This window comes from Pseudomonas sp. FFPRI_1, from assembly GCF_055384485.1.
In genome coordinates this window covers 3,488,924-3,513,275 of the sequence record NZ_AP029168.1, presented here as the reverse complement: position 1 = coordinate 3,513,275, position 24,352 = coordinate 3,488,924, and the positions used below count along the sequence as shown (strand labels likewise).

25 protein-coding genes are annotated in these 24,352 nt (G+C 66.5%); 11 read left to right on the top strand and 14 right to left on the bottom strand.

Annotation, left to right across the window (positions count from 1 at the left end; all coding sequences use genetic code 11):
- Positions 1-15 precede the first annotated feature (15 nt).
- Together ACZ5BO_RS15725 and ACZ5BO_RS15720 are read right to left on the bottom strand one after the other, a co-directional pair.
- Complete coding sequence (locus tag ACZ5BO_RS15725) at positions 16-366, bottom strand: hypothetical protein (RefSeq protein ID WP_464700888.1); 351 nt, start codon at positions 364-366, stop codon at positions 16-18.
- Positions 367-406: 40 nt separating this feature from the next.
- Positions 407-700: a hypothetical protein gene (locus ACZ5BO_RS15720; protein ID WP_025128229.1), complete on the bottom strand. Its 294-nt coding sequence runs from the start codon at positions 698-700 to the stop codon at positions 407-409.
- Positions 701-789: 89 nt separating this feature from the next.
- Here ACZ5BO_RS15720 and ACZ5BO_RS15715 point away from each other — a divergent pair, with 89 nt between their 5' ends.
- Positions 790-1,269: an N-acetyltransferase gene (locus tag ACZ5BO_RS15715; protein WP_464700885.1), complete on the top strand. Its 480-nt coding sequence runs from the start codon at positions 790-792 to the stop codon at positions 1,267-1,269.
- Here the strand turns inward: ACZ5BO_RS15715 and ACZ5BO_RS15710 are convergent.
- The 4 genes from ACZ5BO_RS15710 to ACZ5BO_RS15695 form a co-directional block, all read right to left on the bottom strand.
- Positions 1,241-1,717, bottom strand: coding sequence for a surface-adhesin E family protein (locus ACZ5BO_RS15710; protein ID WP_464700883.1), 477 nt, complete (start codon positions 1,715-1,717; stop codon positions 1,241-1,243). The two genes, ACZ5BO_RS15715 and ACZ5BO_RS15710, sit on opposite strands and share 29 nt — an antisense overlap.
- A complete protein-coding gene (locus ACZ5BO_RS15705) occupies positions 1,714-2,361 on the bottom strand; it encodes a hypothetical protein (RefSeq protein ID WP_464700881.1) in 648 nt (215 codons plus the stop codon). The genes ACZ5BO_RS15710 and ACZ5BO_RS15705 overlap by 4 nt, the downstream gene beginning before the upstream one ends.
- A 115-nt stretch (positions 2,362-2,476) precedes the next feature.
- A complete protein-coding gene (locus ACZ5BO_RS15700) occupies positions 2,477-3,262 on the bottom strand; it encodes a PhzF family phenazine biosynthesis protein (RefSeq protein ID WP_464701288.1) in 786 nt (261 codons plus the stop codon).
- A gap of 5 nt (positions 3,263-3,267) precedes the next feature.
- Positions 3,268-3,960: a helix-turn-helix transcriptional regulator gene (locus ACZ5BO_RS15695; RefSeq protein WP_464700879.1), complete on the bottom strand. Its 693-nt coding sequence runs from the start codon at positions 3,958-3,960 to the stop codon at positions 3,268-3,270.
- 185 nt (positions 3,961-4,145) lie between these two features.
- Here ACZ5BO_RS15695 and ACZ5BO_RS15690 point away from each other — a divergent pair, with 185 nt between their 5' ends.
- From ACZ5BO_RS15690 to ACZ5BO_RS15670, 5 genes are all read left to right on the top strand, one after another.
- Complete coding sequence (locus tag ACZ5BO_RS15690; RefSeq protein WP_025128223.1) at positions 4,146-4,838, top strand: response regulator transcription factor; 693 nt, start codon at positions 4,146-4,148, stop codon at positions 4,836-4,838.
- A complete protein-coding gene (locus ACZ5BO_RS15685; protein WP_464700877.1) occupies positions 4,838-6,175 on the top strand; it encodes a HAMP domain-containing sensor histidine kinase in 1,338 nt (445 codons plus the stop codon). The genes ACZ5BO_RS15690 and ACZ5BO_RS15685 overlap by 1 nt, the downstream gene beginning before the upstream one ends.
- Positions 6,176-6,322: 147 nt before the next feature.
- The gene (locus ACZ5BO_RS15680; RefSeq protein ID WP_464701286.1) at positions 6,323-8,557 is read left to right on the top strand and encodes a TonB-dependent siderophore receptor; all 2,235 of its coding nucleotides are present in this window, start codon (positions 6,323-6,325) and stop codon (positions 8,555-8,557) included.
- Positions 8,558-8,588: 31 nt separating this feature from the next.
- Entirely contained in the window at positions 8,589-9,491 is a 903-nt protein-coding gene (locus tag ACZ5BO_RS15675) for an alpha/beta hydrolase (protein ID WP_464700875.1), read from the top strand.
- Between the two features lie 117 nt (positions 9,492-9,608).
- Positions 9,609-10,220, top strand: a complete 612-nt coding sequence (locus ACZ5BO_RS15670) for a DNA-3-methyladenine glycosylase family protein (RefSeq protein WP_464700873.1) — start codon at positions 9,609-9,611, stop codon at positions 10,218-10,220.
- A 518-nt stretch (positions 10,221-10,738) separates the two neighbouring features.
- On the opposite strand, the gene dctM is transcribed toward ACZ5BO_RS15670, so the two are convergent.
- From dctM to ACZ5BO_RS15655, 3 genes are read right to left on the bottom strand one after another with little or no spacing between them, the layout of a single operon-like run.
- Positions 10,739-12,019, bottom strand: a complete 1,281-nt coding sequence (dctM, locus tag ACZ5BO_RS15665; protein ID WP_025128218.1) for a C4-dicarboxylate TRAP transporter large permease protein DctM — start codon at positions 12,017-12,019, stop codon at positions 10,739-10,741.
- Positions 12,019-12,651 (bottom strand): TRAP transporter small permease, encoded by a 633-nt coding sequence (locus ACZ5BO_RS15660; RefSeq protein ID WP_464700870.1) that lies wholly within the window; start codon positions 12,649-12,651, stop codon positions 12,019-12,021. The genes dctM and ACZ5BO_RS15660 overlap by 1 nt, the downstream gene beginning before the upstream one ends.
- Positions 12,652-12,708: 57 nt before the next feature.
- Positions 12,709-13,710, bottom strand: coding sequence for a TRAP transporter substrate-binding protein (locus ACZ5BO_RS15655; RefSeq protein ID WP_464700868.1), 1,002 nt, complete (start codon positions 13,708-13,710; stop codon positions 12,709-12,711).
- 744 nt (positions 13,711-14,454) lie between these two features.
- Here ACZ5BO_RS15655 and ACZ5BO_RS15650 point away from each other — a divergent pair.
- From ACZ5BO_RS15650 to ACZ5BO_RS15630, 5 genes are all read left to right on the top strand, one after another.
- Positions 14,455-15,486 (top strand): AraC family transcriptional regulator, encoded by a 1,032-nt coding sequence (locus tag ACZ5BO_RS15650; RefSeq protein WP_464700866.1) that lies wholly within the window; start codon positions 14,455-14,457, stop codon positions 15,484-15,486.
- Between the two features lie 105 nt (positions 15,487-15,591).
- The gene (locus ACZ5BO_RS15645; protein WP_025128214.1) at positions 15,592-16,713 is read left to right on the top strand and encodes a polyamine ABC transporter substrate-binding protein; all 1,122 of its coding nucleotides are present in this window, start codon (positions 15,592-15,594) and stop codon (positions 16,711-16,713) included.
- Between the two features lie 105 nt (positions 16,714-16,818).
- Entirely contained in the window at positions 16,819-18,282 is a 1,464-nt protein-coding gene (locus ACZ5BO_RS15640; protein WP_464700864.1) for an amidase, read from the top strand.
- Between the two features lie 65 nt (positions 18,283-18,347).
- Positions 18,348-18,677 carry a hypothetical protein gene (locus ACZ5BO_RS15635; protein WP_025128212.1) on the top strand — a complete coding sequence of 110 codons (330 nt, stop codon included), beginning with the start codon at positions 18,348-18,350 and terminating at the stop codon, positions 18,675-18,677.
- A gap of 94 nt (positions 18,678-18,771) precedes the next feature.
- Positions 18,772-18,963 (top strand): tautomerase family protein, encoded by a 192-nt coding sequence (locus tag ACZ5BO_RS15630; protein ID WP_025128211.1) that lies wholly within the window; start codon positions 18,772-18,774, stop codon positions 18,961-18,963.
- Positions 18,964-18,969: 6 nt separating this feature from the next.
- Here the strand turns inward: ACZ5BO_RS15630 and ACZ5BO_RS15625 are convergent, their stop codons facing one another.
- The 5 genes from ACZ5BO_RS15625 to ACZ5BO_RS15605 all read right to left on the bottom strand — a co-directional run bounded on the left by ACZ5BO_RS15625 (position 18,970) and on the right by ACZ5BO_RS15605 (position 24,344).
- Positions 18,970-19,404 (bottom strand): HD domain-containing protein, encoded by a 435-nt coding sequence (locus tag ACZ5BO_RS15625; RefSeq protein WP_464700861.1) that lies wholly within the window; start codon positions 19,402-19,404, stop codon positions 18,970-18,972.
- Between the two features lie 107 nt (positions 19,405-19,511).
- Positions 19,512-20,324, bottom strand: coding sequence for an HpcH/HpaI aldolase/citrate lyase family protein (locus ACZ5BO_RS15620; RefSeq protein ID WP_464700859.1), 813 nt, complete (start codon positions 20,322-20,324; stop codon positions 19,512-19,514).
- 240 nt (positions 20,325-20,564) lie between these two features.
- Complete coding sequence (locus ACZ5BO_RS15615) at positions 20,565-21,788, bottom strand: CaiB/BaiF CoA transferase family protein (protein ID WP_464700857.1); 1,224 nt, start codon at positions 21,786-21,788, stop codon at positions 20,565-20,567.
- A gap of 32 nt (positions 21,789-21,820) precedes the next feature.
- Positions 21,821-23,170, bottom strand: coding sequence for an MmgE/PrpD family protein (locus tag ACZ5BO_RS15610; protein ID WP_464700855.1), 1,350 nt, complete (start codon positions 23,168-23,170; stop codon positions 21,821-21,823).
- A 10-nt stretch (positions 23,171-23,180) separates the two neighbouring features.
- Complete coding sequence (locus ACZ5BO_RS15605; RefSeq protein ID WP_464700853.1) at positions 23,181-24,344, bottom strand: acyl-CoA dehydrogenase family protein; 1,164 nt, start codon at positions 24,342-24,344, stop codon at positions 23,181-23,183.
- Positions 24,345-24,352: the final 8 nt, after the last annotated feature.

Genomic DNA, 24,352 nt, shown 5'->3' with positions numbered 1-24,352 from the left:
GCCCGCTCCCGGACCTTATTGATAGTCCTCTTCATAGGCCTGGAGCAGATTGAACAAGTGCTCCTGGGGCATCGCGCAGTCCTGCAACGGTTCGGGCGCAACCCCGTGCCATGGCTCATCGGGGTCGCTTTCGACAATCAGCAGCGGCACCAGGGCCTCATTGAAGAAGGCGAGGATGTCCCGCAGTTCCTGTTCACGTTGCACGTGGTCGTTGTGAAACAGCTTGGCGCTGTAGAAGAAGCCCTCGGCACCACGGCGCAGATGGCCCTGGGCAACGCTCAGGGACAGGCCCAGGCGCTGATGGAGAAACTTCACCAGCGCCAGGCTGCTGGTGGGGGTCGCCACGGCGATGCTTATCCGCGACATGGCAGGCTCCTTGAAAAAACCCTGGCTATCCGCCGTGCAGTTACTCGGGTTGCCACAGTTCGAGACCCTCCATGTGGCGTTCGATGTCATCCATGTGGTCGTCTCCCAGGGTGCAGTCGAACGGCTCGCTGAGAATCCTGCGCACCTGGGCCAGGCGCTGGGTGACCTGCTGGCCATCGATGAAATCAGTGGTGGCGCGCTGGTAGTCGGCCACGGGTTTATCCATGTAATAGGCGCCCATCTTGTGCAGCGAGATCAAGACGAACTCCAGTTCCGCCAGGGCTTGCAGTGCCTGCTCCCCCGAGAGGGTGATGGTGCGGTTGCTTTCCAGCATCGATTACTTCCTTGGCTCTCAACAATTGGACAGACCGCCGCTACCTGAGTAGCGTGCGGCGCACACGTCAATCCGACAGGCCCCCAAACATGCAGATCAGGGACTATCAAAGCCGCGATCTGGAAGCGTTGCTGGCACTCTGGCTGGACGCTTCAATCCAGGCCCACCACTTTGTCGACCCCGACTTCTGGCGCAGCAAGGTCGAGGACATGCGCAACCTCTACATTCCCAATGCCCAGACCCGAGTGGCCGAACGCGACGGCCAGCTCCTGGGTTTCTACTGCCTGCATGAGGATCGACTGGCAGCGATTTTCGTCGGCGTGCAGCACCAGGGCCAGGGCTTGGGCACGCAGCTTTTGGCCGATGCCCGCGAGCGCCGCTCACGCCTGGAACTGGCGGTGTATGCCGCCAACCTGCCGAGCATCGGCTTTTACCGCCAGCAGGGTTTCCAGGTGATCGACAACGGCATCGACCCCGATACCGGCCAGGCCGAACTGATCATGGCCTGGCCGGGCGGAACAACCGGCCTGACTGACACCCTCAGCGACTCGGGGCCGGAGCCAGCTTGAGCCGGGTCGGGTCGATGGCGCAGGCCATGTTGCGCAGCTCCCCGAGCAACGACTGACGAGGGAATGCAGCCCACTGCGCAAGATCTTCCTTGCGCATGACCTCCACCCCCTGGGCGAACGGCGCGGAAAAGTACACCCGGCCAAACTGCGCCGACTCATCCTTCTCGCAGTTGATCACCCGAGTCGCCCGCGAGCTGTAGATCGGCGGTTTGCCGCCGCCCAGCTGAGCAGGCTTGGCGTAGTTGTTGACCAGATAGAACTGCCGCAGGTTGGGGTTGTTCTGGTAGAGGGCCAGCGAGTTGGCAGCGAAGTAGGTGCCCAGCTCCGGGGTCTCCAGCACCTTGAACATGCCCTCCGGACGCTGCGGCGCCGGGGCCTCCTTGGGAGTACCCGAATGGGCGCAACCGGCAAGCACAAGCGCCGCGCTCAAGCTCAACAGCTTGCTCATCGGCCCGCTCCCTGGGCCAGGTCCGGCCGCTCCTGGTGCAGCAGCGGCTGATCGACGCTGCCCTGCAACGAGCAGAGCAAGCGGGTCTTGCCGCCTTCATCGCTGAGCATGAGGATCTTTTCCGCAGCACCCGGCGCCGGGGCGATGCCCGAAGCGGCGCCTGGGTTGTCCTGCCAGGGCGCCGCAGCGTTGGCCTTGATCTGCGGTCGGGAGATGAAGTATTCGCCGGCCTCCTGCCAACCGGCCTGGGGCAGCGCGGCCATGACGGCCTCGCGGCTGGCATCGATGTCAAAGCCCCAGAAGTGGAAGGTGCCCTGCTCACCCAGGTCGAACTGGCGATCGTAGTAGGCGGTCAGGGGCAGGCCCTGATCCAGCAGCGGGCGGGAAAACGCCGTCAGCGCGGTGGCGCTGTCGCGGCGCTCCGCCACCGGAATCCAGGCGATGCCCTGGCGTTGATTCTCCGCCAGCTTCACCACTTGCCCGAGTTCGGCGCGCTGTTGATACAGGGCCTTGAAAAACTCCGGCTGGCAGTCCAGCAGGCTCTGGCTGAGGCTGGCTGCCTGGGCGGTGCCGGCCCACAGGCCGAAGAGCAAGGCCAGCAGCGGCGTGCTGGAAAGGCGGGGCAAGGTGCGCGTCCGTTGCATGGTCTGGAGCATCCTGAGCAGGCGAAAAAACCGCGACTCTACTCCCGCAGGCAGCACCGAGACAAATCCGCCTGCAGGCGCCAGGCCTGCTGGGCAGAGCGGCGCCGCAGCCGCGTCAGAGGAAAATGCCGCCCTTGAGGTACAAGGCGCCGTAGCCGCTGATGATCACCCGCCCGTTGTCCAGCACCTGACATTCCAGCTGGCCCTTGCGCGCCCCACCCTGCTGCGCCCGCAACTGGCGCTTGCCCAGGCGCGCGGCCCAGTAAGGCGCCAGGGAGGTATGGGCGGAACCGGTGACCGGGTCTTCATTGACCCCGACCCGCGGGCCGAACCAGCGCGAGACGAAATCGAACTCCCGGGACGGCGCCGTCACGGCGATGCCGCGCACATCGAAGGCGGCCAGGGCGGCGAAATCGGGCTTGAGCGATTCCACCAGGCGTTCGTCGTCCACCACCAGCAGGTAATCGTCGGTGCGGTACAGGGCCTCGGCCGCCGGCAATCCCAGGGCTTGCAGCAGGGCCGGAGGTATCGCCACGGCCTCGGGCTGCTTGGCGGGAAAGTCCATGGACAGCAGGCCGCCCTCGCGGCTGACCCGCAACTCGCCGCTGCGGGTGGCAAAGCGCAGCACGTCGCGGCGCTCGCCCAACTGCTCGAACAGCACCCAGGCCGCCGCCAGGGTCGCGTGCCCGCACAGGTCGACTTCCACCGCGGGGGTGAACCAGCGCAGTTCGAACACCTCGCCGTTGGGCACGAAATAGGCGGTTTCCGAGAGGTTGTTCTCTTCGGCGATGCGCTGCAGGACCTCGTCCGGCAACCAGGCCTCCAGGGGGCACACCGCCGCCGGGTTGCCGCCGAAGACTTGGGAGGTAAAGGCATCCACTTGAAAGATATCGAGCTGCATCGCGGTCATTCCTCGGCGCCTTGGGCGCGGATCTGTTCCAGGTAGTTGTAGATGGTGTAGCGGGTCACGCCGAGGGCCGCGGCGGCCTTCTCGATCCCGCCCTTGACGATGAACACGCCGCGGTCCTGCATCTGCCGCACGGCGTCGAGCTTGTGCTGCCGGGTCATGCGTGCGCCGCCGGGACAGGCGCCCTGGATGATCTGGGCCAGCAACTGCTCCATGTCCTGGGGCTCGGCGATTCGCGGCTCGGGCACAGCCCCCAGCCCCAGCATCTGCCCCAGGCAGGCGTGGGCCGCGGCGATGCCGCTCAGGTCACTGTTGCTGCACAGGCTGGCAAAGGGTTGCCCGCCGCTGTCGCGAAAGACCACGGTGGAACTGCGCAACTCGCGGCCGTCGGGGGCTTGGGTCGGGTAGTTTTCCAGCACCAGGGGCGTGCTCCCGGAGCGGTCCTCCAGGGCCCGCAACACCGCGGCGAACCCCAGGTCATGCCGGGGGCCGCCCAGCACTGGGCCACCCACTCGACGCCCGGTGACATGGCCGTTGGCAATGGCGACGATCGAACGCTCGGGCTGGTCGAGGTCGTGCAGGACGATTTCCACATGGGGGCCGACCACACCCGCCAGCATCTTCAGGGTGCCGTGCAGCACCTGCAGGACCAGTTGGCGCTCGGCAAGGACGGGGTCGGCAGTGGGGGTCATGGTGCTCTCGGTGAGTAAAACGGCAGCAAAAATTATCAACGTTTTGTTGAATTAACAACTTTTTGTTTAATTGATTCCGGTCACCTCCAGCCAACATGGCAATTGCATAGCCAGGGCCATTGCTGCAATATTCGCGAATGTTAAACGTTCTCATTTAAACCCCTTTCCTTCACGTGCCCTCCTCCATGACTCCCTCCCTGCTTCTTGTCGAAGACGACGCCCGACTGCGCGACGACCTGGACCTGCATTTCCGCCAGCGCGGCTTTACCGTCACCCCCTGCGCCGACGGCCGCCAGGGGCTGGCCGCGGTGCGGGCCGGCCACTTCGACCTGGTGCTGCTGGACATCATGCTGCCGGGCATGGACGGCCTGGAACTGCTGGACACCCTGCGCCACGAACAGGGCACGCCGGTGATGCTGATGTCGGCCCTGGGCGCCGAGCAGGACCGCATCACCGGCTTCACCCGGGGCGCCGACGATTACCTGCCCAAGCCCTTCAGCCTGGCCGAACTGGATGCCCGCGCCGACGCCCTGCTGCGGCGCATGGCCCGGGTGCAACAGCAGCAGGCCACGCGCCAGGACCCGGACCTCGACTTCGACGACCAGGCCCAGGACGTGCTGCACCAGGGCCGCGCCGCGGGCCTCACCGGTTCCGAATACCGGCTGCTGGTGACCCTGCGCGAGCATCCCGGGGAAACCCTGAGCAAACCCTTCCTCTACCAGCAGGTGCTGCACCGCATCTACACCCGCCTGGATCGCGGCCTGGACGTGCACGTGTGCAACCTGCGGCGCAAGCTCGTCGAACTGGGCGTGCAACATCTGCAGATCCAGGCGGTGCGCGGCGCCGGCTACATCCTGGTGGAAGCGGAACGCCCCTGATGCGCCGCCATCCCCTGCTGTGGAAACTGGCCCTGCTGCAGATCGGCTTCTGCCTGCTGCTGACCTGGATCATCTGGACCTGGGGCCTGTCCGCCGAGCGCAGCACCTATTTCCTCGCCCCTGCCGACCGCCAGTACCTGGCCAGCTACGCCCAGCAGGCCGAGGCGGCCTGGCACCAGGGCGGCGCGGCGGCGGTGGACGCTTTCGAACAACGCCTGGCCGCCGAGGAAGACACCTGGGTCGCGGTGCTGGGCGAGCGTCTGCAACGCCTGGGCAGCACCGCGCTGACCGCTGAAGAAGCCAGCCGCCTGACCTTCATGCGCAAGCTCGACTGGCCCATGAGCCGGCGCCTGCAGGACCAGTTGCCCTACGTCAGCATCGAGTTCCCCGAACACCCGGAGCAGGGCCGGCTGGTGCTGCAACTGCCCGAGCGCCTGCTGCCCAGTGGCCTGACACCCTGGACCCACCTGCTTAGCCACGGCGTGGTGCCGACCCTGCTGGCCGCCCTGCTCGGCCTGCTGCTGTACCGCCACCTGGTGCTGCCGCTGAACCGCCTGCGCGACCGCGCCGATGCTTTGCGCGCCGACGACCTGGAAAGCCAGGGCCTGGGCACGCCCCTGGTGAACCGCCACGACGAGCTGGGGGAGCTGGCCCTGGCCTTCGAGCACATGGCCGAGCGCCTGCGCCAGAGCCTGGCCCAGCAGCGCCTGCTGCTGCGCACCTTGTCCCATGAGTTGCGCACGCCCCTGGCGCGCTTGCGCATCGCCCATGACAGTGCACTGCCAGAGGAGCAGTTGCGTCAGCGCCTGGACCGGGAAATCGCCGACATGCAGCGCCTGCTGGAAGACACCCTGGACCTGGCCTGGCTCGACACCGAGCGCCCGCAACTGGCCACCGAGCCGGTGCAGGTGCTGTCGATCTGGGAAGCCCTACGCGAGGATGCCTGCTTCGAAAGCGCCTGGGACGCCGAGCGCCTGCCCTGCCTGCTGGACGCCGACTGCCGGGTCCAGGTGCACCTGGACAGCATCGCCCAGGCCCTGGAGAACCTGCTGCGCAATGCCATCCGCTACTCCCCCGCCGACGGCCGGGTGAGTTTGCGCGGCTGGCGCGAAGGCGCGTACTGGCACCTGTGCCTGGAAGACCAGGGCCCCGGCGTCGCCGAGCAGGACCTGCAACGCATCTTCCAGCCCTACCAACGCCTGGACTCGGCCCAGGGCGACGGTTTCGGCCTGGGCCTGGCCATCGCCCGGCGCGCCGTCGAGCTGCACCAGGGGCGGATCTGGGCCAGCAATGGCCAGCCCGGGCTGTGCATGCACCTGCTGCTGCCCGCCGCCTAGGCCCGGCAACAACCGCACCTGCGCGCAAAACAGGCCTGGTCCAGGCCTGGAAGTGTTTAGAAAGTTAATGCGCTTTACTCGCAAATAGCAGTCATTATCATTCGTGATCTTCCTGTTTCTGCTTCTGTCCGGAGATCACCGATGTCCATGCGCTCGATGCGTCCTTTCGCCCCTTTCCTGCTGTCCGGCTGCTGCCTGCTCAGCCAGGCCGTGCAGGCCGCCAACGACGGCACGGCCCAGCCGGCCCTGGAGCTGGAACCGCAGTCGGTGATCGCCACCGCCAAGGAAGAAACCAAGCAGGCGCCGGGGGTCTCGGTGATCACCGCCGAGGACATCCAGAAGCGCCCACCGGCCAATGACCTGTCGCAGATCATCCGCACCATGCCCGGGGTCAACCTCACCGGTAACTCCACCAGCGGCCAGCGCGGCAACAACCGGCAGATCGACATCCGCGGCATGGGCCCGGAAAACACCCTGATCCTGGTGGACGGCAAGCCGGTAGGCAGCCGCAACTCGGTGCGCTACGGCTGGCGCGGCGAACGCGATAGCCGCGGCGACACCAACTGGGTGCCGGCCGACCAGGTGGAACGCATCGAAGTGATCCGCGGCCCGGCGGCGGCCCGCTACGGCAACGGCGCCGCCGGCGGGGTGATCAATATCGTCACCAAGCAGGCCGGCACTCAGACCCACGGCAACGCGACAATCTACAGCTCGTTCCCGACCCACAAGGACGAAGGCGCCACCCAACGCATGAGCTTCGGCCTCAACGGCCCGCTGACCGACACCTTGAGCTACCGGGTCTACGGCAACGTGGCCAAGACCGATTCCGACGACGCCGACATCAACGCCGGCCATGAATCCCTGCGCACCGGCAACCAGGTCGGCACCCTGCCCGCCGGCCGTGAAGGCGTGCGCAACAAGGACCTCAACGGCCTGTTGAGCTGGCACCTGACCCCGGACCAGACCCTGGACTTCGAAGCCGGCTTCAGCCGCCAGGGCAACATCTACACCGGCGATACCCAGAACACCAACAGCAACAAGAATGTGCAGAGCCTGCTGGGCCACGAGACCAACCGCAGCTACCGCGAGACCTATTCGCTGACCCACCGCGGCGAGTGGGACTTCGGCAGTTCCATGGCCTACCTGCAATACGAGAAGACCCGCAACACCCGGATCAACGAAGGCCTGGCCGGCGGCACCGAAGGCATCTTCAGCAACAGCGAGTTCTACACCGCAGTGCTGCGCGACCTGACCGCCCATGGCGAGCTCAACCTGCCGCTGCATGCCGGTTTCGAGCAGACCCTGACCCTGGGCAGCGAATGGTCCCAGCAAAAACTCGACGACCCCAGCGCCAACACCCAGAGCACCAGCGAAGGCGGCGCGGTCAACGGCCTGACCTCCAGCAACCGCGACACCCAGTCCAGCGCGCAGATCTTCTCGCTGTTCGCCGAAGACAACATCGAACTGCAACCGGGCACCATGCTCACCCCGGGCCTGCGCCTGGACCACCACAGCATCGTCGGTGACAACTGGAGCCCATCCCTCAACCTGTCCCACGCCCTGAGCGACAGCCTGACCCTCAAGGCCGGCATCGCCCGCGCCTACAAGGCGCCGAACCTGTACCAGCTCAACTCCGACTACCTGCTCTACAGCCGCGGCCAGGGCTGCTACGGCCAGAGCACCAGCTGCTACCTGCAGGGCAACGACAAGCTCAAGGCGGAAACCAGCGTCAACAAGGAACTGGGCCTGGAATACAAGGCCGACGGCTGGGTCGCCGGCCTGACCTACTTCCGCAACGACTACAAGAACAAGGTGGAATCCGGCCTGGCGCCGGTGAGCCGTGCCAGCGGCGGCAGCGGTGCTTACCGCAACTCGGCGATCTACCAGTGGGAGAACGTACCCAAGGCCCTGGTGGAAGGCCTGGAAGGCACCCTGACCATTCCTCTGGCCAGCCAGCTGACCTGGAACAACAACTTCACCTACATGCTGCAATCGAAGAACAAGGAAACCGGCGACTACCTTTCGGTGACCCCGCGCTACACCCTTAACTCGATGCTCGACTGGCAGGCCACCCAGGACCTGTCGCTGCAGGCCACCGTGGCCTGGTACGGCAAACAGACGCCGAAGAAGTACGACTACCACGGCGACCGCGTCACCGGCAGCGCCACCCAGCAACTGGCGCCCTACGCCATTGCCGGGGTCAGCGGCACCTACGCCCTGACCCGCAACCTGAGCCTGACCGCCGGGGTCGACAACCTGTTCGACAAGCGCCTGTTCCGTGAAGGCAATGCCCAGGGCGTGAACAATATCGCCGGCGCCGGCGCCGCCACCTACAACGAACCCGGGCGCACCCTGTACACCAGCCTGACTGCATCGTTCTGAGCCATCACCAAGAACCCGCCGAGAACGCCTGATGAGAACTTTTTTCCTGCCCCTGGCCCTGGCCTGGGGCCTGGCGGGAGCGGCCCTGGCCGCCCCCGCCCCGGACCAGCCCATGGACCGCAGCCTGCTGCAACGCCAGGACCTGCCCTACCGCTTCACTAGCCTGCAACTGGACTCCGCCGACGGCCAGCGGCACTACCAACTGTGGATCGGCAAGCCGCTGCAGGCGCCGCCGGCCCAGGGCTACCCGGTGCTGTGGATGCTCGATGGCAACGCCGCCATCGGCGCCCTCGACCCCGAGCAGCTCAAGCGCCTGGACCCGGGCCAGGCGCCGCTGCTGGTGGCCGTGGGTTACCAGACCCCGCTGCGCATCGAACGCAACGCCCGCACCTTTGACTACACCCCCCAGCAACCGGGCATCGCGGAGCAGAAAGACCCGTTGACCGGGCAACCCAGCGGCGGCGGCGAAACCTTCCTGCAACTGCTGCGCGAACGCATGCGCCCGGCAGTGGCGGCGCAGGTGCCGATCGACGCCGGGCAACAGACACTGTGGGGGCACTCCTATGGCGGCCTGCTGGTGCTGCAGGCACTGTTCAAGCACCCCGGGGAGTTTCGGCATTACGCCGCGGCGAGCCCCTCGCTGTGGTGGGGCGACGGCTTGATCCTCGGCCAGGCCCAGGGCCTGGCCGAGCGCCTGCAGGGCCATCATGCGCAATTGCTGCTGATGCGTGGCGGCGCCGAACCGGGCAACCCGCGCCAGCCGCCGGGGCCCGAGGCCGACCAGCGCGCCAGGCAGTTGCAGGGGCAACTGGCCCAGGTGCCGGGGCTGGCCCTGGACTACCACAGTTTTGAAAAACTCAGCCATGGCGAAACCCTGGCCGCTTCCCTGCACTACGTGCTGCAGCGGCTGTACCTGCCGGCGACCAAGGACTGAAAACCCGGCGCCCGGGTGCAAGGCCCGGGCCACGAGTTCCAGCGCAAGAGACCGGGTGCAGGCCTTGGGACGGCGGGCTAAGCTGCCGCTCGCCCCGCCACCTGTTCCGGATCACCGATGCCCACCTGCCCCGCCACTCGTTTTCTTGCCGCCCTGGATGCCGACTGGGCCGCGCTGATCGCCGCCGTCGGCCCCTGCCTGCACCAGCCCCGCCCGGAGCGCGAGCCTTATCAGGCGCTGGTGCGCGCGGTGGCCTACCAGCAACTGCATGCCCGCGCCGGCGACGCCATACTCGGCCGCCTGCGCGCCTTGTTTCCCGGGCAGGACTTCCCCACACCCCGGCAACTGGCCGATGCCAGCCTGGAGAGCCTGCGCGGCTGCGGTTTCTCCGCGCGCAAGGTGGCGACCCTGCAGGGCATCGCCCAGGCCACCCTGGACGGCCTCGTGCCCGATGCCGCCAGCGCCCGCGGCCTGGACGATGAACAGTTGATAGAACGCCTGACCCAGTTGCCTGGCATTGGCCGCTGGACTGTGGAGATGCTGCTGATCTACAGCCTTGAGCGCGCGGACATATTGCCGGTGGATGATTTTGGCGTACGCGAAGGCTACCGCCGCCTGAAAGGCCTTGAGCAACAGCCCGGCCCCCGGCAACTGCGTCAGATCGGCCAGGCCTGGAGCCCCTGGCGCACCACCGCGGCCTGGTACCTGTGGCGCGCGCCATCGGCCTGACCCGCTCCTGGGCATTGGTCGTTGAACCGAACCCGGCAGGCCACAACGCGATCCCACTGTAGGAGCTGGCTTGCCAGCGAAAGCGCCCGCAAGCGCGACCCAATATCCAACCCCTGAACCGGCGTCGCCTGGCCGCTGCGCGGTTCGCCGGCTCCTACGGAAACATGCCCTTCTGTAGGAGCTGGCTTGCCAGCGAAAGCGTCCGCAGGCGCGACCCAATATCCAACCCCTGAACCGGCACCGCCTGGCCGCTGCGCGGTTCGCCGGCTCCTACGGGGATATATCGTTCTGTAGGAGCTGGCTTGCCAGCGAAAGCGCCCGCAGGCGCGCCCCAATATCCAACCCCTGAACCGGCACCGCCTGGCCGCTGCGCGGTTCGCCGGCAAGCCGGCTCCTACGGGGATATGCCCTTCTGTAGGAGCTGGCTTGCCAGCGAAAGCGCCCGCAGGCGCGCCCCAATGTCCAACCCCTGAACCGGCACCGCCTGGCCGCTGCGCGGTTCGCCGGCAAGCCGGCTCCTACATCCCCAGCCAGTTGGGCAGGGCCAGGGAGATCAGCGGCACGTAGGTCACCAGGATCAGGAACAGCAGCAAAATCATCAGCCACGGCATGGCCGCGCGGATGGTCTGGCCCAGGGTCAGGCCGGTCACCGCCGAGGTCACGAACAGGTTCAGGCCCACTGGCGGGTGCACCAGGCCAATCTCCATGTTGACCACCATGACGATCCCCAGGTGAATCGGGTCGATCCCCAGCTTCATGGCAATCGGGAAGAAGATTGGCGCCAGGATCAACACGATCGCCGAGGGCTCCATGAAGCTGCCCGCCACCAGCAGCACCACGTTGACCATCAGCAGGAAACCGATCGGCGTCAGGCCTTCGGAGATCACCCAGGCGGTGATTTCCTGGGGGATCTGCTCGGTGGTCAGCACGTGGGCGAAGAGCATGGCGTTGGCGATGATGAACATCAGCATGATCGACAACCGGCCCGACTCCAGCAGCACCTTGGGGCAGTCCCGCAGCTTCATGTCGCGGTACACGAATAGCGCGACGAAGGCCGAGTACACCGCCGCCACCGCCGCCGCCTCGGTGGGGGTGAACATGCCGCTGTAGATACCGCCAAGGATGATCACCAGCAACAGCAGGCCCCAGAAAGCCCGGCGCGCACTGCTCAGCCACTCGCGGAAGGTGGCTCGCGGTTGCGCCGGCAGTTTCTTCACTCGGGCCACGATGTAGATGGCGATCATCAGCAGCAGGCCCAGCAGCAGCCCGGGGATCACCCCGGCCATGAACAGCTTGCCCACCGAGGTCTCGGTGGCCGCCGAGTACACCACCATCACGATCGACGGCGGAATCAGGATGCCCAGGGTCCCGGCGTTGCAGATGATCCCGGCGCCGAACTCCTTCGGATAACCGGAACGCACCATGCCCGCCACGGCGATCGAACCCACCGCCGCCACGGTGGCCGGCGAGGAGCCGGACAAGGCAGCGAACAGCATGCAGGCCAGCACCGCGGCAATCGCCAGGCCGCCACGGATATGGCCGACGCAGGCATTGGCGAAATCGATCAGACGCTGGGCCACGCCGCCGGTGGTCATGAAGGCCCCGGACAGGAGGAAGAACGGAATCGCCAGGAAGGTGTAGGCGTCGGAAGTCTCGAACAGCTTGATCGCCAGGGAGCTCAGGGAATCCTGGCTGAACATCAGGATCGACATCGCCCCTGAAAGGCCCAGGGCAATGGCGATCGGCACGCCGAGGAACATGAACACCAGCAGGAACAGGAACAGACAGAGCACGGCCATCAGTCACGCTCCCCGTGGTTGCCGGCCAGCTTGCTGGCCTCCCCTGCTTCATCCGCCAAGCCCAGGCCGACCTGGCGCCGGGTGAGGATCCGATAGAAGATTTCCAGGTAGCGGATCAGCACCAGGGCAAAGCCGATGGGCACGATCACCACGATGTGGCTGATCCGGATGCCGAAGCGATCCAGGTCTTCGGCGCCGATATGGGCGGCCATGATCGCGCTCAGCCACTTGTAGCTGGCGACCATGAACAGCCCGGCGTACACCAGGCAGCACAGGCAGGCCAGCAGCGCCAGGTAGCGCTGCACCGGGCGCGGGGTCAGGCGCACCAGGGCGTCCACTCCCAGGTGCCCGGCGGTGCGCACGCCATAGGAGATGCCGAAGAAGATCAGCCAGCCGAACATCGCCTTGGTCAGGGCCACGCTCCAGGTCATGTCCTGGGCCAGGCCCATGGTGGCGTCGCCCAGAACGTTGAAGAAGGCGCTGCTGGCGACCCATTTGTCAGCCAGAGCGAAGAACAGGGTGTAGATGTTGTTGAGCATCACGTAGACGAAGGTCACCAGGGTCATGGTCGCCAGTAGCAGGGCAATCAGGCCCTCCTCCAGGTGCTCCCAGATACGTCTCAGGGACTGCATAGAGATACCTCGCGAAACGAGCAGTGGCCGTCCGCTGCGGACGGCCGGGAGGGATGATCAGGGGCGCTGGTTGGCGGCGTCGGCGGCCTTGATCAGGTCGGCGCCGATCTCGTCCTCGAACTTGCTCCACACCGGGCGCACGGTGTCGCGCCAGGCCTGGCGCTGCTCGGGGGTCAGTTCGATGATTTCGCTGGTCCTGGCCTCGACGATCTTCTGCTTGGCGCTCTGGTTCAGGGCTTCGGCCTGTTTGTTCACCTCCACCGAGACCTCGGCCATGATGCTTTCCAGCTCGCCGCGCACGTCTGCCGGCAGGCCGTTCCAGAAGCTCGCGTTGGTGATCACCATGTAGTCGATCAGGCCGTGGTTGGACTCGGTGAAGTACTTCTGCACCTCGTTGACCTTCTGGCTTTCATAGTTCGACCAGGTGTTCTCGGTGCCGTTGACGGTGCCGGTCTGCAGGCCCTGGTAGACCTCGGCGAAACTCATCTTGCGCGGGTTGGCGCGCAGGGCCTTGAACTGTTCTTCGAGCACGCTGGAGGCCTGCACGCGGAACTTCAGGCCGCGGGCGTCCTTGGGTTCATGCAGGGGCTTGTTGGCCGAGAGTTGCTTCAGGCCGTTGTGCCAGTAGGCCAGGCCGAGAATGCCCTTGCCCTGCATGGCCGTCAGCAACTGCTTGCCTTCGGCGGCCTGGAAGCGGTCCACCGCCGCCAGGTCGTCGAACAGGAATGGCAGGTCGTAGATCTGGATCTGCTTGGTGTACTGCTCGAACTTGGCCAGGGACGGCGCCAGCATCTGCACATCCCCCAGCAGCAGCGCCTCCATCTCCTTGCCATCGCCGAACAGCGACGAGTTGGGATAGACCTCGACCTTGACCCGCCCCGGCAGGCGTTCCTCGGCGAGTTTCTTGAACAGCAGCGCGCCCTGGCCCTTGGGGGTGTTCTCGGCCACCACGTGGGCGAACTTGATGACGATCGGGTTGCCGGTGGATTCGGCGGCCTGGGCCAGGCCGGCGGTGAACAATGCAGCGGCACAGCACAGCGCCCTTGAAAGCTTGAACATGGACATCACCTTTTTATTGTTGTGATAGAGGCAAGAGTGCCCAAGGCGCTGCGTATAGAGAATTTCGAATTTTTGATACCCGCGTTCACCCCAGCCGAACACTCCCTCTGTAGGAGCCGGCTTGCCGGCGAAAGGGCCCTCAAGCCTGGCACCGCCCCCGCCGACGCCTTCGCTGGCAAGCCAGCTCCTACAAGGGCGGTGCCTGGGAAATCGGCGTCAACCCCCGCCCCGTAGGAGCCGGCTTGCCGGCGAAAGGGCCCTCAAGCCTGGCGCCGCCCCCGCCGACGCCTTCGCTGGCAAGCCAGCTCCTACAAGGGCGGTGCCAGGGAAATCGGCGCCAACCACCGCCCCGTAGGAGCCGGCTTGCCGGCGAAAGGGCCCTCAAGCCTGGCGCTGCACCCGCCGACGCCTTCGCTGGCAAGCCAGCTCCTACAAGGGCGGTGCCTGTGAAATCGGCGCCAACCGCCGCCCCGTAGGAGCCGGCTTGCCGGCGAAAGGGCCCTCAAGCCTGACACCGCCCCGCCGACGCCTTCGCTGGCAAGCCAGCTCCTACAAGAGCGGTGCCTGGGAAATCGGCGCCAACCCCCGCCCCGTAGGAGCCGGCTTGCCGGCGAAAGGGCCCTCAAGCCTGGCGCTACACCCGCCGACGCCTGCGCTGGCAAGCCAGCTCCTGCAAGGGGGCAATTGAACCGCGCGCGCGTAACCCCTACAGTCTCGCCTCCCGATATCACCTTGAGGTCAATGATGGCCGCACTTCGCCTGACTACCCTGCACACCACACAAGCGGTGCTGGATGCCTTTCGCGACAGCCAGGTGCCCGCCGAGGTCCTGCTGGAGGGCAGCGGCATCCAGCTGGCGGACCTGGACCTGCCCAACAGCCTGATCAACATCAGCCAGGAAATGCGCGTGTTCAGCAACGCCGTGGCCTTGCGCCAGGACCTGGGGCTGGTGCTGGGGCGCAACCTGCACATCTCGGCCTATGGCATGTTCGGCCTGACCCTGCTGACCAGCGCCACCCTGCGCGAGGGCTGGTCCCTGGCCTTGCGCTACCCGCTGCTGCTGGGCACCTTCTTCCACCTCGACCTGGAGGTCCGCGACGGCCTGGCCTGGCTCACCGCCGACCAGTACAGCGAAACCGAGCTTGAGGTGTTCAACACCGACTTCTGCATGTCGTCCTACCGGGTCACCTGCCAGGACCTGCTGGGGTGCTCGCTGCCCCTGCACGAGGTGCATCTGATGCATGGCCCCCAGCCCTACCTGGACAGCTATGAACAGGCCTTCAACTGCCCGGTGCGCTTCAATGCCGGGCGCAATGCCATCGGCTTCGACCTGGAATGGCTGGACCGGCGCCTGCCCCTGGCGGACCTGGTGACCCAGAACGACATGCTGCAGCGCTGCATCCGCCTCAATGAAGAACTCAGCGCGCGGCCGACCTGGATCGACCAGGTGCGGCGCATCCTCAATGAACAGCTGCACGCGGTGCCGGATTTCGACAGCCTGGCGCGCCAGGTGCACTGCTCGCCGAGCACCCTGCGCCGGCGCCTGCGAGCCCAGGACACCAGCTACCAGCAACTGCTGGACGAGCTGCGCTATGCCCGGGCCCAGCAACTGCTGGGGCAGCACAGCCTGCCCATCTACCGCATCGCCGAAGCCCTGGGCTTCAAGGAAACCGCGAGTTTCCGCCATGCCTTCCAGCGCTGGAGCGGTGTCGCCCCGGGGCGTTTCCGGCAGTTGGCCGGCCAGCTCGGGCCACTTTCAGACTGTGCTGAAGAATGACGTCAAATATCCCCTATTGACCGTTGCAAACATTCTCTCCACCGGCCATCCGGCCAAGAATGATCCATCAGATGGTTCTGAACATTTCAGACATGGAGTTGTCGCATGAAATCGCTGCACGCCGCCCTCACCCGCCTGGCCATGGCCTGCTCCCTGGGTGCCCTCGCCGCAACCTGCTCCCAAGCCGCCCTGGCCGCCCCCGAGCGCACGGTGAACATCTTCAACTGGTCGGAATACATCGCCCCCAACACCATCAAGGACTTCCAGGCCGAGAGCGGGATCAAGGTCAAGTACGACATCTTCGAAAGCAATGAAGTCCTCGAAGCCAAGCTGCTCACCGGCAACAGCGGCTACGACGTGGTGGTGCCTTCCAGCGGTTTCGTCAGCAAGCAGATCAGCGCCGGCGCCTTCCAGCCCCTGGACCGGGCGCAACTGCCGAACTGGAAGAACCTCGACCCGGCGCTGATGAAGCTGCTGGAACAGAGCGATCCCGGCAACCGCTACGTGATCCCCTACATGTGGGGCACCAACCTGATCGGCTACAACCGTGACAAGGTCCAGGAACTGCTGGGCAGCGACGCCCCGGTCAACAGCTGGGACCTGGTGTTCAAGGAAGAGAACCTGAAGAAGCTCAGCCAGTGCGGCGTGACCTTCCTCGACTCGCCTGCGGAAATGCTGCCCCTGGCCCTGCACTACCTGGGCCTGGACTCCAACAGCCAGAACCCCGAGGACTACCGCAAGGCCGAGGCCCTGCTGCTCAAGCTGCGTCCCTATGTGCGCTATTTCCACAGCGCCAAGTGGATGGGCGACATCGCCAACGGCAACATCTGCGTGGCCGTAGGCTACTCCGGCGGCTTCCTGCAGGCGGCCAACCGCGCCAACGAAGCCAAGAATGGCGTGCACATCGAAATGCGCATTCCCAAGGAAGGCACCCTGGTGTGGATCGACACCGTGGCCATCCCCGCCGGCGCCAAGCACGTGGACACCGCCCACGCCTTCCTCAACTACCTGATGGAACCCAAGGTCATTGCCTCCATCAGCAACTACGTCGGCTACCCCAACGGCGTCACCGACTCCAAGCCGTTCATCCAGCAGTCGTTGCTGGACAACCCCGATCTGTTCCCCAGCGCCGAGACCATGACCCGCCTGTTCCCCCTGGCGCCACTGCCAGCCAAGGCCGAGCGGGTCCGCACCCGTTCCTGGGTCAAGGTCACCAGTGGCCGCTGACTCACTCACCCCGAAGCTGCTCCGGGCCGCCGCCAATGGCGCGCCTGGAGGCTTTCCACGCGGGCTTGCAGCCAACGCCCCGCGTCCTTGAAAGAAGACTTGCCCATGTCGTTGTCCACCCCTAGCCAACCGGCGCTGCACCTGCTGTCCATCGAGGCCTTGCTGCAGGGTTTTGCCACCCGGCAGTTCACCCCGCTGGACCTGCTGCACGCACTGCTGGCACAGATCGAGCGCCATGAACCGCAGCTCAACGCCCTGTGCGAACGTCAGGACGCCGCCGCCCTGCTCGCGGCCCAGGCGTCCACCGCACGCTGGGCGGCCGGGCAGCCCATGGGCCGGCTGGATGGCATTGCGATTCTGGTCAAGGACAACAGCGACATTCAGGGCTGGTACACCCGCAACGGCTCGAAGGCCCTGCTGGAGCGACCGGTGATGACCCGCGACAGCAGCCTGGTAGCTCGGCTGCGCGAGGCCGGGGCGATTTTCATCGGCAAGACCACCCTGCCGGAACTGGCCAGCACGCCCCTGACCGACAGCCCGCTGACCGGGATCACCCGCAACCCGTGGAATTTCGCCCTGCATGCCGGTGGCAGCAGCGGCGGCAGTACCGCAGGGGTCGCCGCCGGCTACGCCCCGGCCGCCACCGGTAACGATGCCGCCGGGTCGATCCGCACCCCGGCAAGCTTTTGCGGGGTGATCGGCTTCAAGCCCAGCCATGGCCTGGTTTCCGCCTGCCCGAGCATCGACCCCGGGGGCATGGCCGCCGAAGGACCGATTGCCCGCCATGTACGGGACATTGCCCTGCTGATGGAACACCTGGGCATCTACGAGCCCGGCGAGCCCTTTGCCTGGCCCCACGCCACGGGTGACTTCCTGGGCAGCATCGAGGACGGTGTCAGCGGCCTGCGCATCGCCTTCAGCGCCGACCTGGGCTACGCCGCCCATGTCGACCCGCAGATCGCTGCCAGTTGCCTGGCCGCAGCGCAGCTTCTGCAGCAGGCCGGGGCGACCCTGGTCCTGGCCTCGCCGGACATCGGCAACCCGGCGCCGAACTACCTGCGGGCCTGGCCAGTGGAAGTCGCCTGCGCCGTGGCCCAGGAAATTCCCGCCGAACAGCAGCACCAGGTGGGGGACTTTCTCCAGCAGGCCCAGGTCCGGGCGCGCCAGCTCAATGCCCTGGACTACGCCTGCGCCGTGCAGGAGCGGCATCAGGTTGCCCAGCGGCTGCATGATTTTCTCGGTGACTACGACTTGCTGCTGACCCCCACCGCGGTGGTCGAGCCGTTCGCCGTGGAGCGCCAGAGCCCGCCCGACTGGCCCAGCGATGTCAGCGCCATGTGGCAGCCGACCACCTTCCCGTTCAATTTCAGCCGCCAACCGGCGCTGAGCATGCCCTGCGGCCTGAGCGCCGCGGGCTTGCCCATCGGCCTGCAGATTGTCGCGCGCTTCGGCCGCGACTCACTGGTACTGCAAGCCGCCCGGGCCCTGGAAAAACGCCTGCCCGCCGGGATGTTCACGCACCCCAGCGGGCTGGCCGAAGCAGCGATCGCATCACCCGCAACACGCTAGACCCGCACGGCACAACTGGCTGGCGCCGCAGAAGCGGCGCCGACGCACGGACAAGGAGGTGGACCATGAATTCTTCAAGCAGTTGGTATCAAGACACCCAATTCGACCACGACATCTACGTGATGATCATCCGTGAGCCGAGCTCGCCCAGCCTTGATCCGCACCAGTCCGGTTCCAGCTACAGCTACGTCGGGCGCCTGACCGGCCACGGCCAGCACCCTTGCTTCTCCGTGCATTTCGCCTGCCCGCCCTACGGCAACGACTACAGCTGCACCGATGCGGCGTTGCAGGCTGGCCTGGCCCATGGCCGGGCGCTGATCGAGCACTGGCGCACCCGGGGCCGCAAGCCGCCGACGCCTACCGCCGAACTGGCCCTTTCCAGCTACAGCAACTGATTGCTGCCAGGTTGCATGGCTGGCTGGCGAAGCAAGGGTTGTCGTAGGCTGCGCGCTCATCCGGCCATCGGCCATTACCGAGGAGCATCGATCCATGCCCTACATCAACCTGCAGATCACCCGCGGCGCCACGCGCCAGCAGAAGGCCCAACTGGTCAAGGAGTTCACCGAATCGCTCGTGCGGGTGCTGGGCAAGAACCCCGAGCACACGCACATCGTGATCCAGGAAATCGAGCACTGCGATTGGGGTTTCGCCGGCGAGCTCAGCGACGGCGACAAGGCCTGAGCTCGCCTATTCGTCGACCGCCAGTGACATCAGGTAGTGCCTGGCCTGGCGGTACTTTTCCAGGCGCTGCAAGTCTTCGGCGCCTGGCTCGGGGATGCGCGACAGGTCGCTGTTTTCCGCCAGGTCCGCCAGTTTCACCTGCCGCGCCAAGGGGTTGGCGCCGGCGCGGCGGATGAACGCCGGATAATCTTCACCTTCCACCTTGGTCAGCGCCTGCAGCGCCGCCAGCACTTCTGCGCTGAAACCTTCGTCGCGCAACTGCTCCTGGGTGACCGGACAGTCTTCCAGCACATCGTGCAACACCGCGACGATCCGCGCCGCGGGCTGGGTCAGGCGCAGCATGACCCGCAGCGGGTGCAGGATATAGGGAGCGCCCCCCTTGTCGACCTGCCCGGCATGGGCTTCGGCGGCCAGCGCGATGGCGCGCTCCAGGCTGCTCATCGCAGGTTGCTCAGGTTGTTGGCGCTGGCTGCCGGGCTGTGCATGGGCCACCTCAGGGGGAAAAGACGGCCCATACTACCCCGCCCCCCGGCCCTGGCGCAGCGACTTCACGCCAGGGCCAACAGCCGCTGGGCACGAAGCAGCACCGGCGCATCGACCATCTGCCCGTCGACCTGATACGCCCCGGCGCCGTCCTGGCCGCCCTCCACCACCCGCTGCGCCCAGGCCAGTTCATCGGCGCTGGGGGCCAGGGCCTGATGAATCACCGGCACCTGCCGTGGATGAATGCACAGGGCCCCGGCAAAGCCCATGGCGTAGGCATGCCGGATCGAATCCGCCAGGCCCTGGCTGTCGGCGATTCCCGGGTACACGCCGTCCAGCGGCGCCTGCAGCCCTGCGGCCCGGGAGTGCAGGATCAGCGCCAGGCGCGCCTGGTCCAGGGCGAACTGCGCCGCCGGGGTGGCGCTGCTGAGGTTGAGGTCCAGGGCCAGGTCCAGGCCGCCGAAGGACAAGCGCTGAACCCCGGGCGCCGTGGCGATCTGCGCCAGGGCCAGCAGGCCCCGGGCACTTTCGATGATCGGCCAGACCGGCCGCCCGCTGGCGGCGGCCCGCGCCACCTGGGCGGCGCTTTCGACCTTGGGCAGGAGGATCCCCGTCACGCCGGGTTGGGCCATGCAGAACTCCAGGTCGGCCTTGTGCTGGGGGTGGTCCGGGGCGTTGACCCGGACCCAGGCCCGGGCTTCGGGATGTTCGCCGAGAAATGCCTGGAGGTGGTTGCGGGCCTGGGCCTTGAGGGGCTCCTCGACCGCGTCCTCGAAGTCGACGATCACCGCGTCGGCGCCGCTGGCCAGGGCCTTGGCAAAACGCTCGGGACGGCTGCCGGGGACGAACAGCGCGGAGCGGACAATGGGGTTGGACATGTTCGGATCCTTGTTAATGGAAGACCAATTGCGGCCAGGCTTGCTGCCCGGCTCCTACGATAAGAGCCTGGTGTTTCCCTGCCCTCTGTAGGAGCCGGCTTGCCGGCGAAGGCGATCTCAGGGGCCCCTTCGCTGGCAAGCCAGCTCCTACGATAAGAGCCTGGTGTTGTCCTGCCCTCTGTGGGAGCCGGCTTGCCGACGAAGGCGATCTCAGGGGCCCCTTCGCTGGCAAGCCAGCTCCTACGGGGAGGTGGGGGTTGAGATGACTCCGCGGGCTTGCAGTTGCTCGATGCTTTGCGCGCTCAGGCCCAGTTCGGCGAGGATCGCTGCGCTGTGCTGGCCCAGCGCCGGGACAGCGTCCATGCGCGGTACAAAGGCGCTGTTGCGCGCCGGCGGCAGCAGCGCCGGCAGGCGGCCCGCCGGGCTGTCCACCTGGCGCCAGGCTTCCCGGGCCGCCAGTTGCGGGTGCTGCCACACGCCCTGCATGTCGTTGACCCGGGCGTTGGCGATCTGCGCCTGCTCCAGCCGTTCGATCACCTGGGCCACGCTGAGCCGGGCAAACCCCTCGACAATGATCTGACGCAACGCCGCGCGGTTGGCCGATCGCTTGAAGTTGGCACTGAAGCGCTCATCGGCGGCCAGTTCCGGCAGCTCCAGTACCTTGTCGCAGAACGCCGCCCATTCACGCTCGTTCTGCAGGCCGAGCATCACCGTGCCGCCGTCACCGGCGGGAAACGGGCCGTAGGGATAGATGGTGGAATGGGCTGCCCCGGCCCGCGGCGGCGGCTCGGCCCCCTCGAAGGCGTAGTACATGGGGTAGCCCATCCACTCCACCAAGCTTTCCAGCATGCTGATGTCGATGCGGCTGCCCAGGCCGGTGCGCCCCCGCAGCAGCAGAGCCGAAAGAATCCCGCTGTAGGCGTACATGCCGGCGGCGATGTCGGCAATCGAGCAGCCGGCCTTGGCCATCTGCTCCTCGCCGGGGCCGCCGGTCACCGACAGAAAGCCGCCCTCGCTCTGGATCAGCAGGTCGTAGGCCTTTTTCCGCTCATAGGGGCCGCCTGCGCCATAGCCGGAAATATCGCAGACGATCAGCCGTGGAAAACGCTCATGCAGGGCTTCGAAGGACAGCCCCATGCGCGCCGCCGCCCCCGGTGCGAGGTTCTGCACCAGCACGTCGGCGCCGGCCAGCAGGCTGTCCAGCAAGCCCTCGGCTTCAGGCTGCTTGAGGTCCAGGGTCAGGCTTTCCTTGGAGCGGTTGGTCCACACGAAGTGCGAGGCCAGGCCCTTGACCCGCTGGTCGTAACCCCGGGCGAAATCGCCGCTGCCGGGGCGCTCGACCTTGATCACCCGGGCGCCCAGGTCCGCCAGCTGGCGGGTGCAGAATGGCGCGGCGATGGCGTGCTCCAGGCTGACCACGGTGATGCCGTCCAGGGGCCGTGGCGGTGCTGTGTTGTCAGTCATGTTCGGTCCTCGCCCTGTTGGATGTCGGGCATTCAGAGCAGTGAGTTGAGGTCGGCGGCGTCATGCAGGGCCCAGATCCGGCGGATCAGCTCGGCCCCCTGCTGCGGGGTGCGGGCGCCAGAGAACTGCAGCAGGCGCTGGAACTTGTCTTCCAGCTCGGCCCGGGACAGGCCATTGCCCGGATCACCCTTGGGCTCGTCGATGGCGCCGTGCAGGGTGCGGCCATCCAGGCACTGCACCTCGACCCGGCCCAGCCAGCGCCTCGGATAGGCAGCATCGACTTCAGGGTCCAGTTGCATGCCGACCTTGTCGCGAAACGCCGCGACCCGTGGGTCGTGCAGTGCGTGCTGCTGAAACTCCGGCAGCCCGGCCTTGCCGTGCACCGCAATCAGGCCCAGCACGGTGCCCATGGAGAACTTGGCCTGGTGCACGGTTTGCGGCACTTGCACCCGGCCCAGCACGTCAATGGCGCCCTGGTGGACCCGGGCTTGCACCCGGGCAATCTGCTCGTGCTCCAGGCCCTCGCGCTGCATCAGGGCCAGCAAGGCGTCGGCAGCGGGATGGGTGTGACGGCAGGACGCGTGGAACTTGAACGAGGTCTCCAGCAGCGCCCAGCGACTGCCGAGGCGGTCGCTCAGGCACGCGGGCCTGGCATCACTGGACATGCCGGCGGCCATGCCCTGCTCGCCTTCGAGGATATTGCGCGCGCCGCTCAGGCCGTCCCGGGTCAGGTAGGCGGCCAGCAGGCCATCGGCCGCAGCCTTGGCGGTGTGCAACTGCTTGGAATCGGCGGCGTCGCGCAGAAACTCCCAGAGCCCGGCGGCCTGGGTGCCGGCGCTGCCCAGCAGATTGATGAACTGCTCGGGATCGAACTCCATCAGCTTGCCCACCGCCACTGCGGCCGCCAGGGTGCCGACAGTGGCCGTGGTGTGGAAGATCCGGTAGTGGGAACGGCCCATGAATTCGCCGATGCGAATGCCCGCTTCATAACCGGCCACCGCCGCCAGCAGCAGCTCGCGGCCCGACTTGCCCAGGTCCTGGGCGGCCGCCAGCGCCGCCGGGAACACCACGGTGGCCGGGTGCAATACCGAGCTGTTGTGCAGGTCGTCCTGCTCCACCAGGTGCGATGAAGCCGCGTTGACCAGGGCGGCAAAATACGCCGAACTGCTGCCGCCATTGACCAGGATCGCCGCCGGCCCGGTGGCGGGCCCCATGTGCCGGGCATAGGCCTCGAACAACGGGATCGGATGCGCGCCCCGGGCTGCCAGGGCCGAGCCCAGCCAGTCGAGGAACAGCTCCTCGCTGCGTTGCACCACCGCATCGGGCAGATCGTCGTAGCGCAGGCCGGCCAGGAATCCGGCCAGGTCGTGGGTATGGCTCATCGGGGATTCCTCAGAAGCTTCGGGGCAGCTCGAGCAGGTGCTCGGCCACATAGGACAGGATCAGGTTGGTGGAGATCGGCGCCACCTGGTACAGCCTTGTCTCGCGGAACTTGCGCTCGACGTCGTATTCGCAGGCAAAACCAAAACCACCGTGGGTCTGCAGGCAGGCGTTGGCCGCTTCCCAGGAGGCCTTGGCGGCCAGGTACTTGGCCATGTTGGCGCTGGCCCCGGCGTTACGCCCACTGTCGTATTCCGCGCAGGCACGCCAGCGCATCAGGTCGGCGGCCTCGATCTCGATATGGGCCTCGGCGATGGGAAACTGCACCCCCTGGTTCTGCCCGATGGGCCGGCCGAACACCACCCGATCCCGGGCGTAGGCGCTGGCCTTTTCGATGAACCAGCGGCCATCGCCGATGCACTCGGCGGCGATCAGCGTGCGCTCGGCATTGAGGCCGTCGAGGATGTATTTGAAGCCCTTGCCCTCCTCGCCGATCAGGCTGTCCGCCGGCAGCTCGAGGTTGTCGAAGAACAGTTCGTTGGTCTCGTGGTTGACCATGTTGGCGATGGGTTGCACGGTCAGGCCGTTGCCGATGGCCTCACGCAGGTCGACCAGGAAGATCGACATGCCTTCGGATTTCTTCCTGACCTCGGCCAGGGGCGTGGTGCGCGCCAGCAGGATCATCAGGTCGGAATGCTGGACTCGGGAGATCCACACCTTCTGCCCGTTGATCACGTACTTGTCGCCGTGGCGGATGGCGGTGGTCTTGATCTTGGTGGTGTCGGTGCCGGTGGTGGGTTCGGTGACGCCCATCGATTGCAGGCGCAGTTCGCCGCTGGCGAGCCTGGGCAGGTAGTAGCGCTTCTGCGCTTCGCTGCCGTGACGCAGCAGGGTGAACATGTTGTACATCTGCCCGTGGACGGTGCCGGAGTTGCCGCCGCAGCGGTTAACCTCTTCGAGAATCACCGAGGCTTCGGCCAGGCCCAGGCCGGAGCCGCCGTATTCCACGGGGATCATCGCCGACAGCCAGCCGGCCTCGGTCAGGGCCTTGACGAAGGCTTCGGGAAAGCCCTTGCGTTCGTCGATGGCACGCCAGTAGGCGGCATCGAATTCGCCACACAGGGCACGCACGCCTTCACGAATGGCGTTGAATTGTTCAGGGTCATGGGGGGTCATCAACAGGC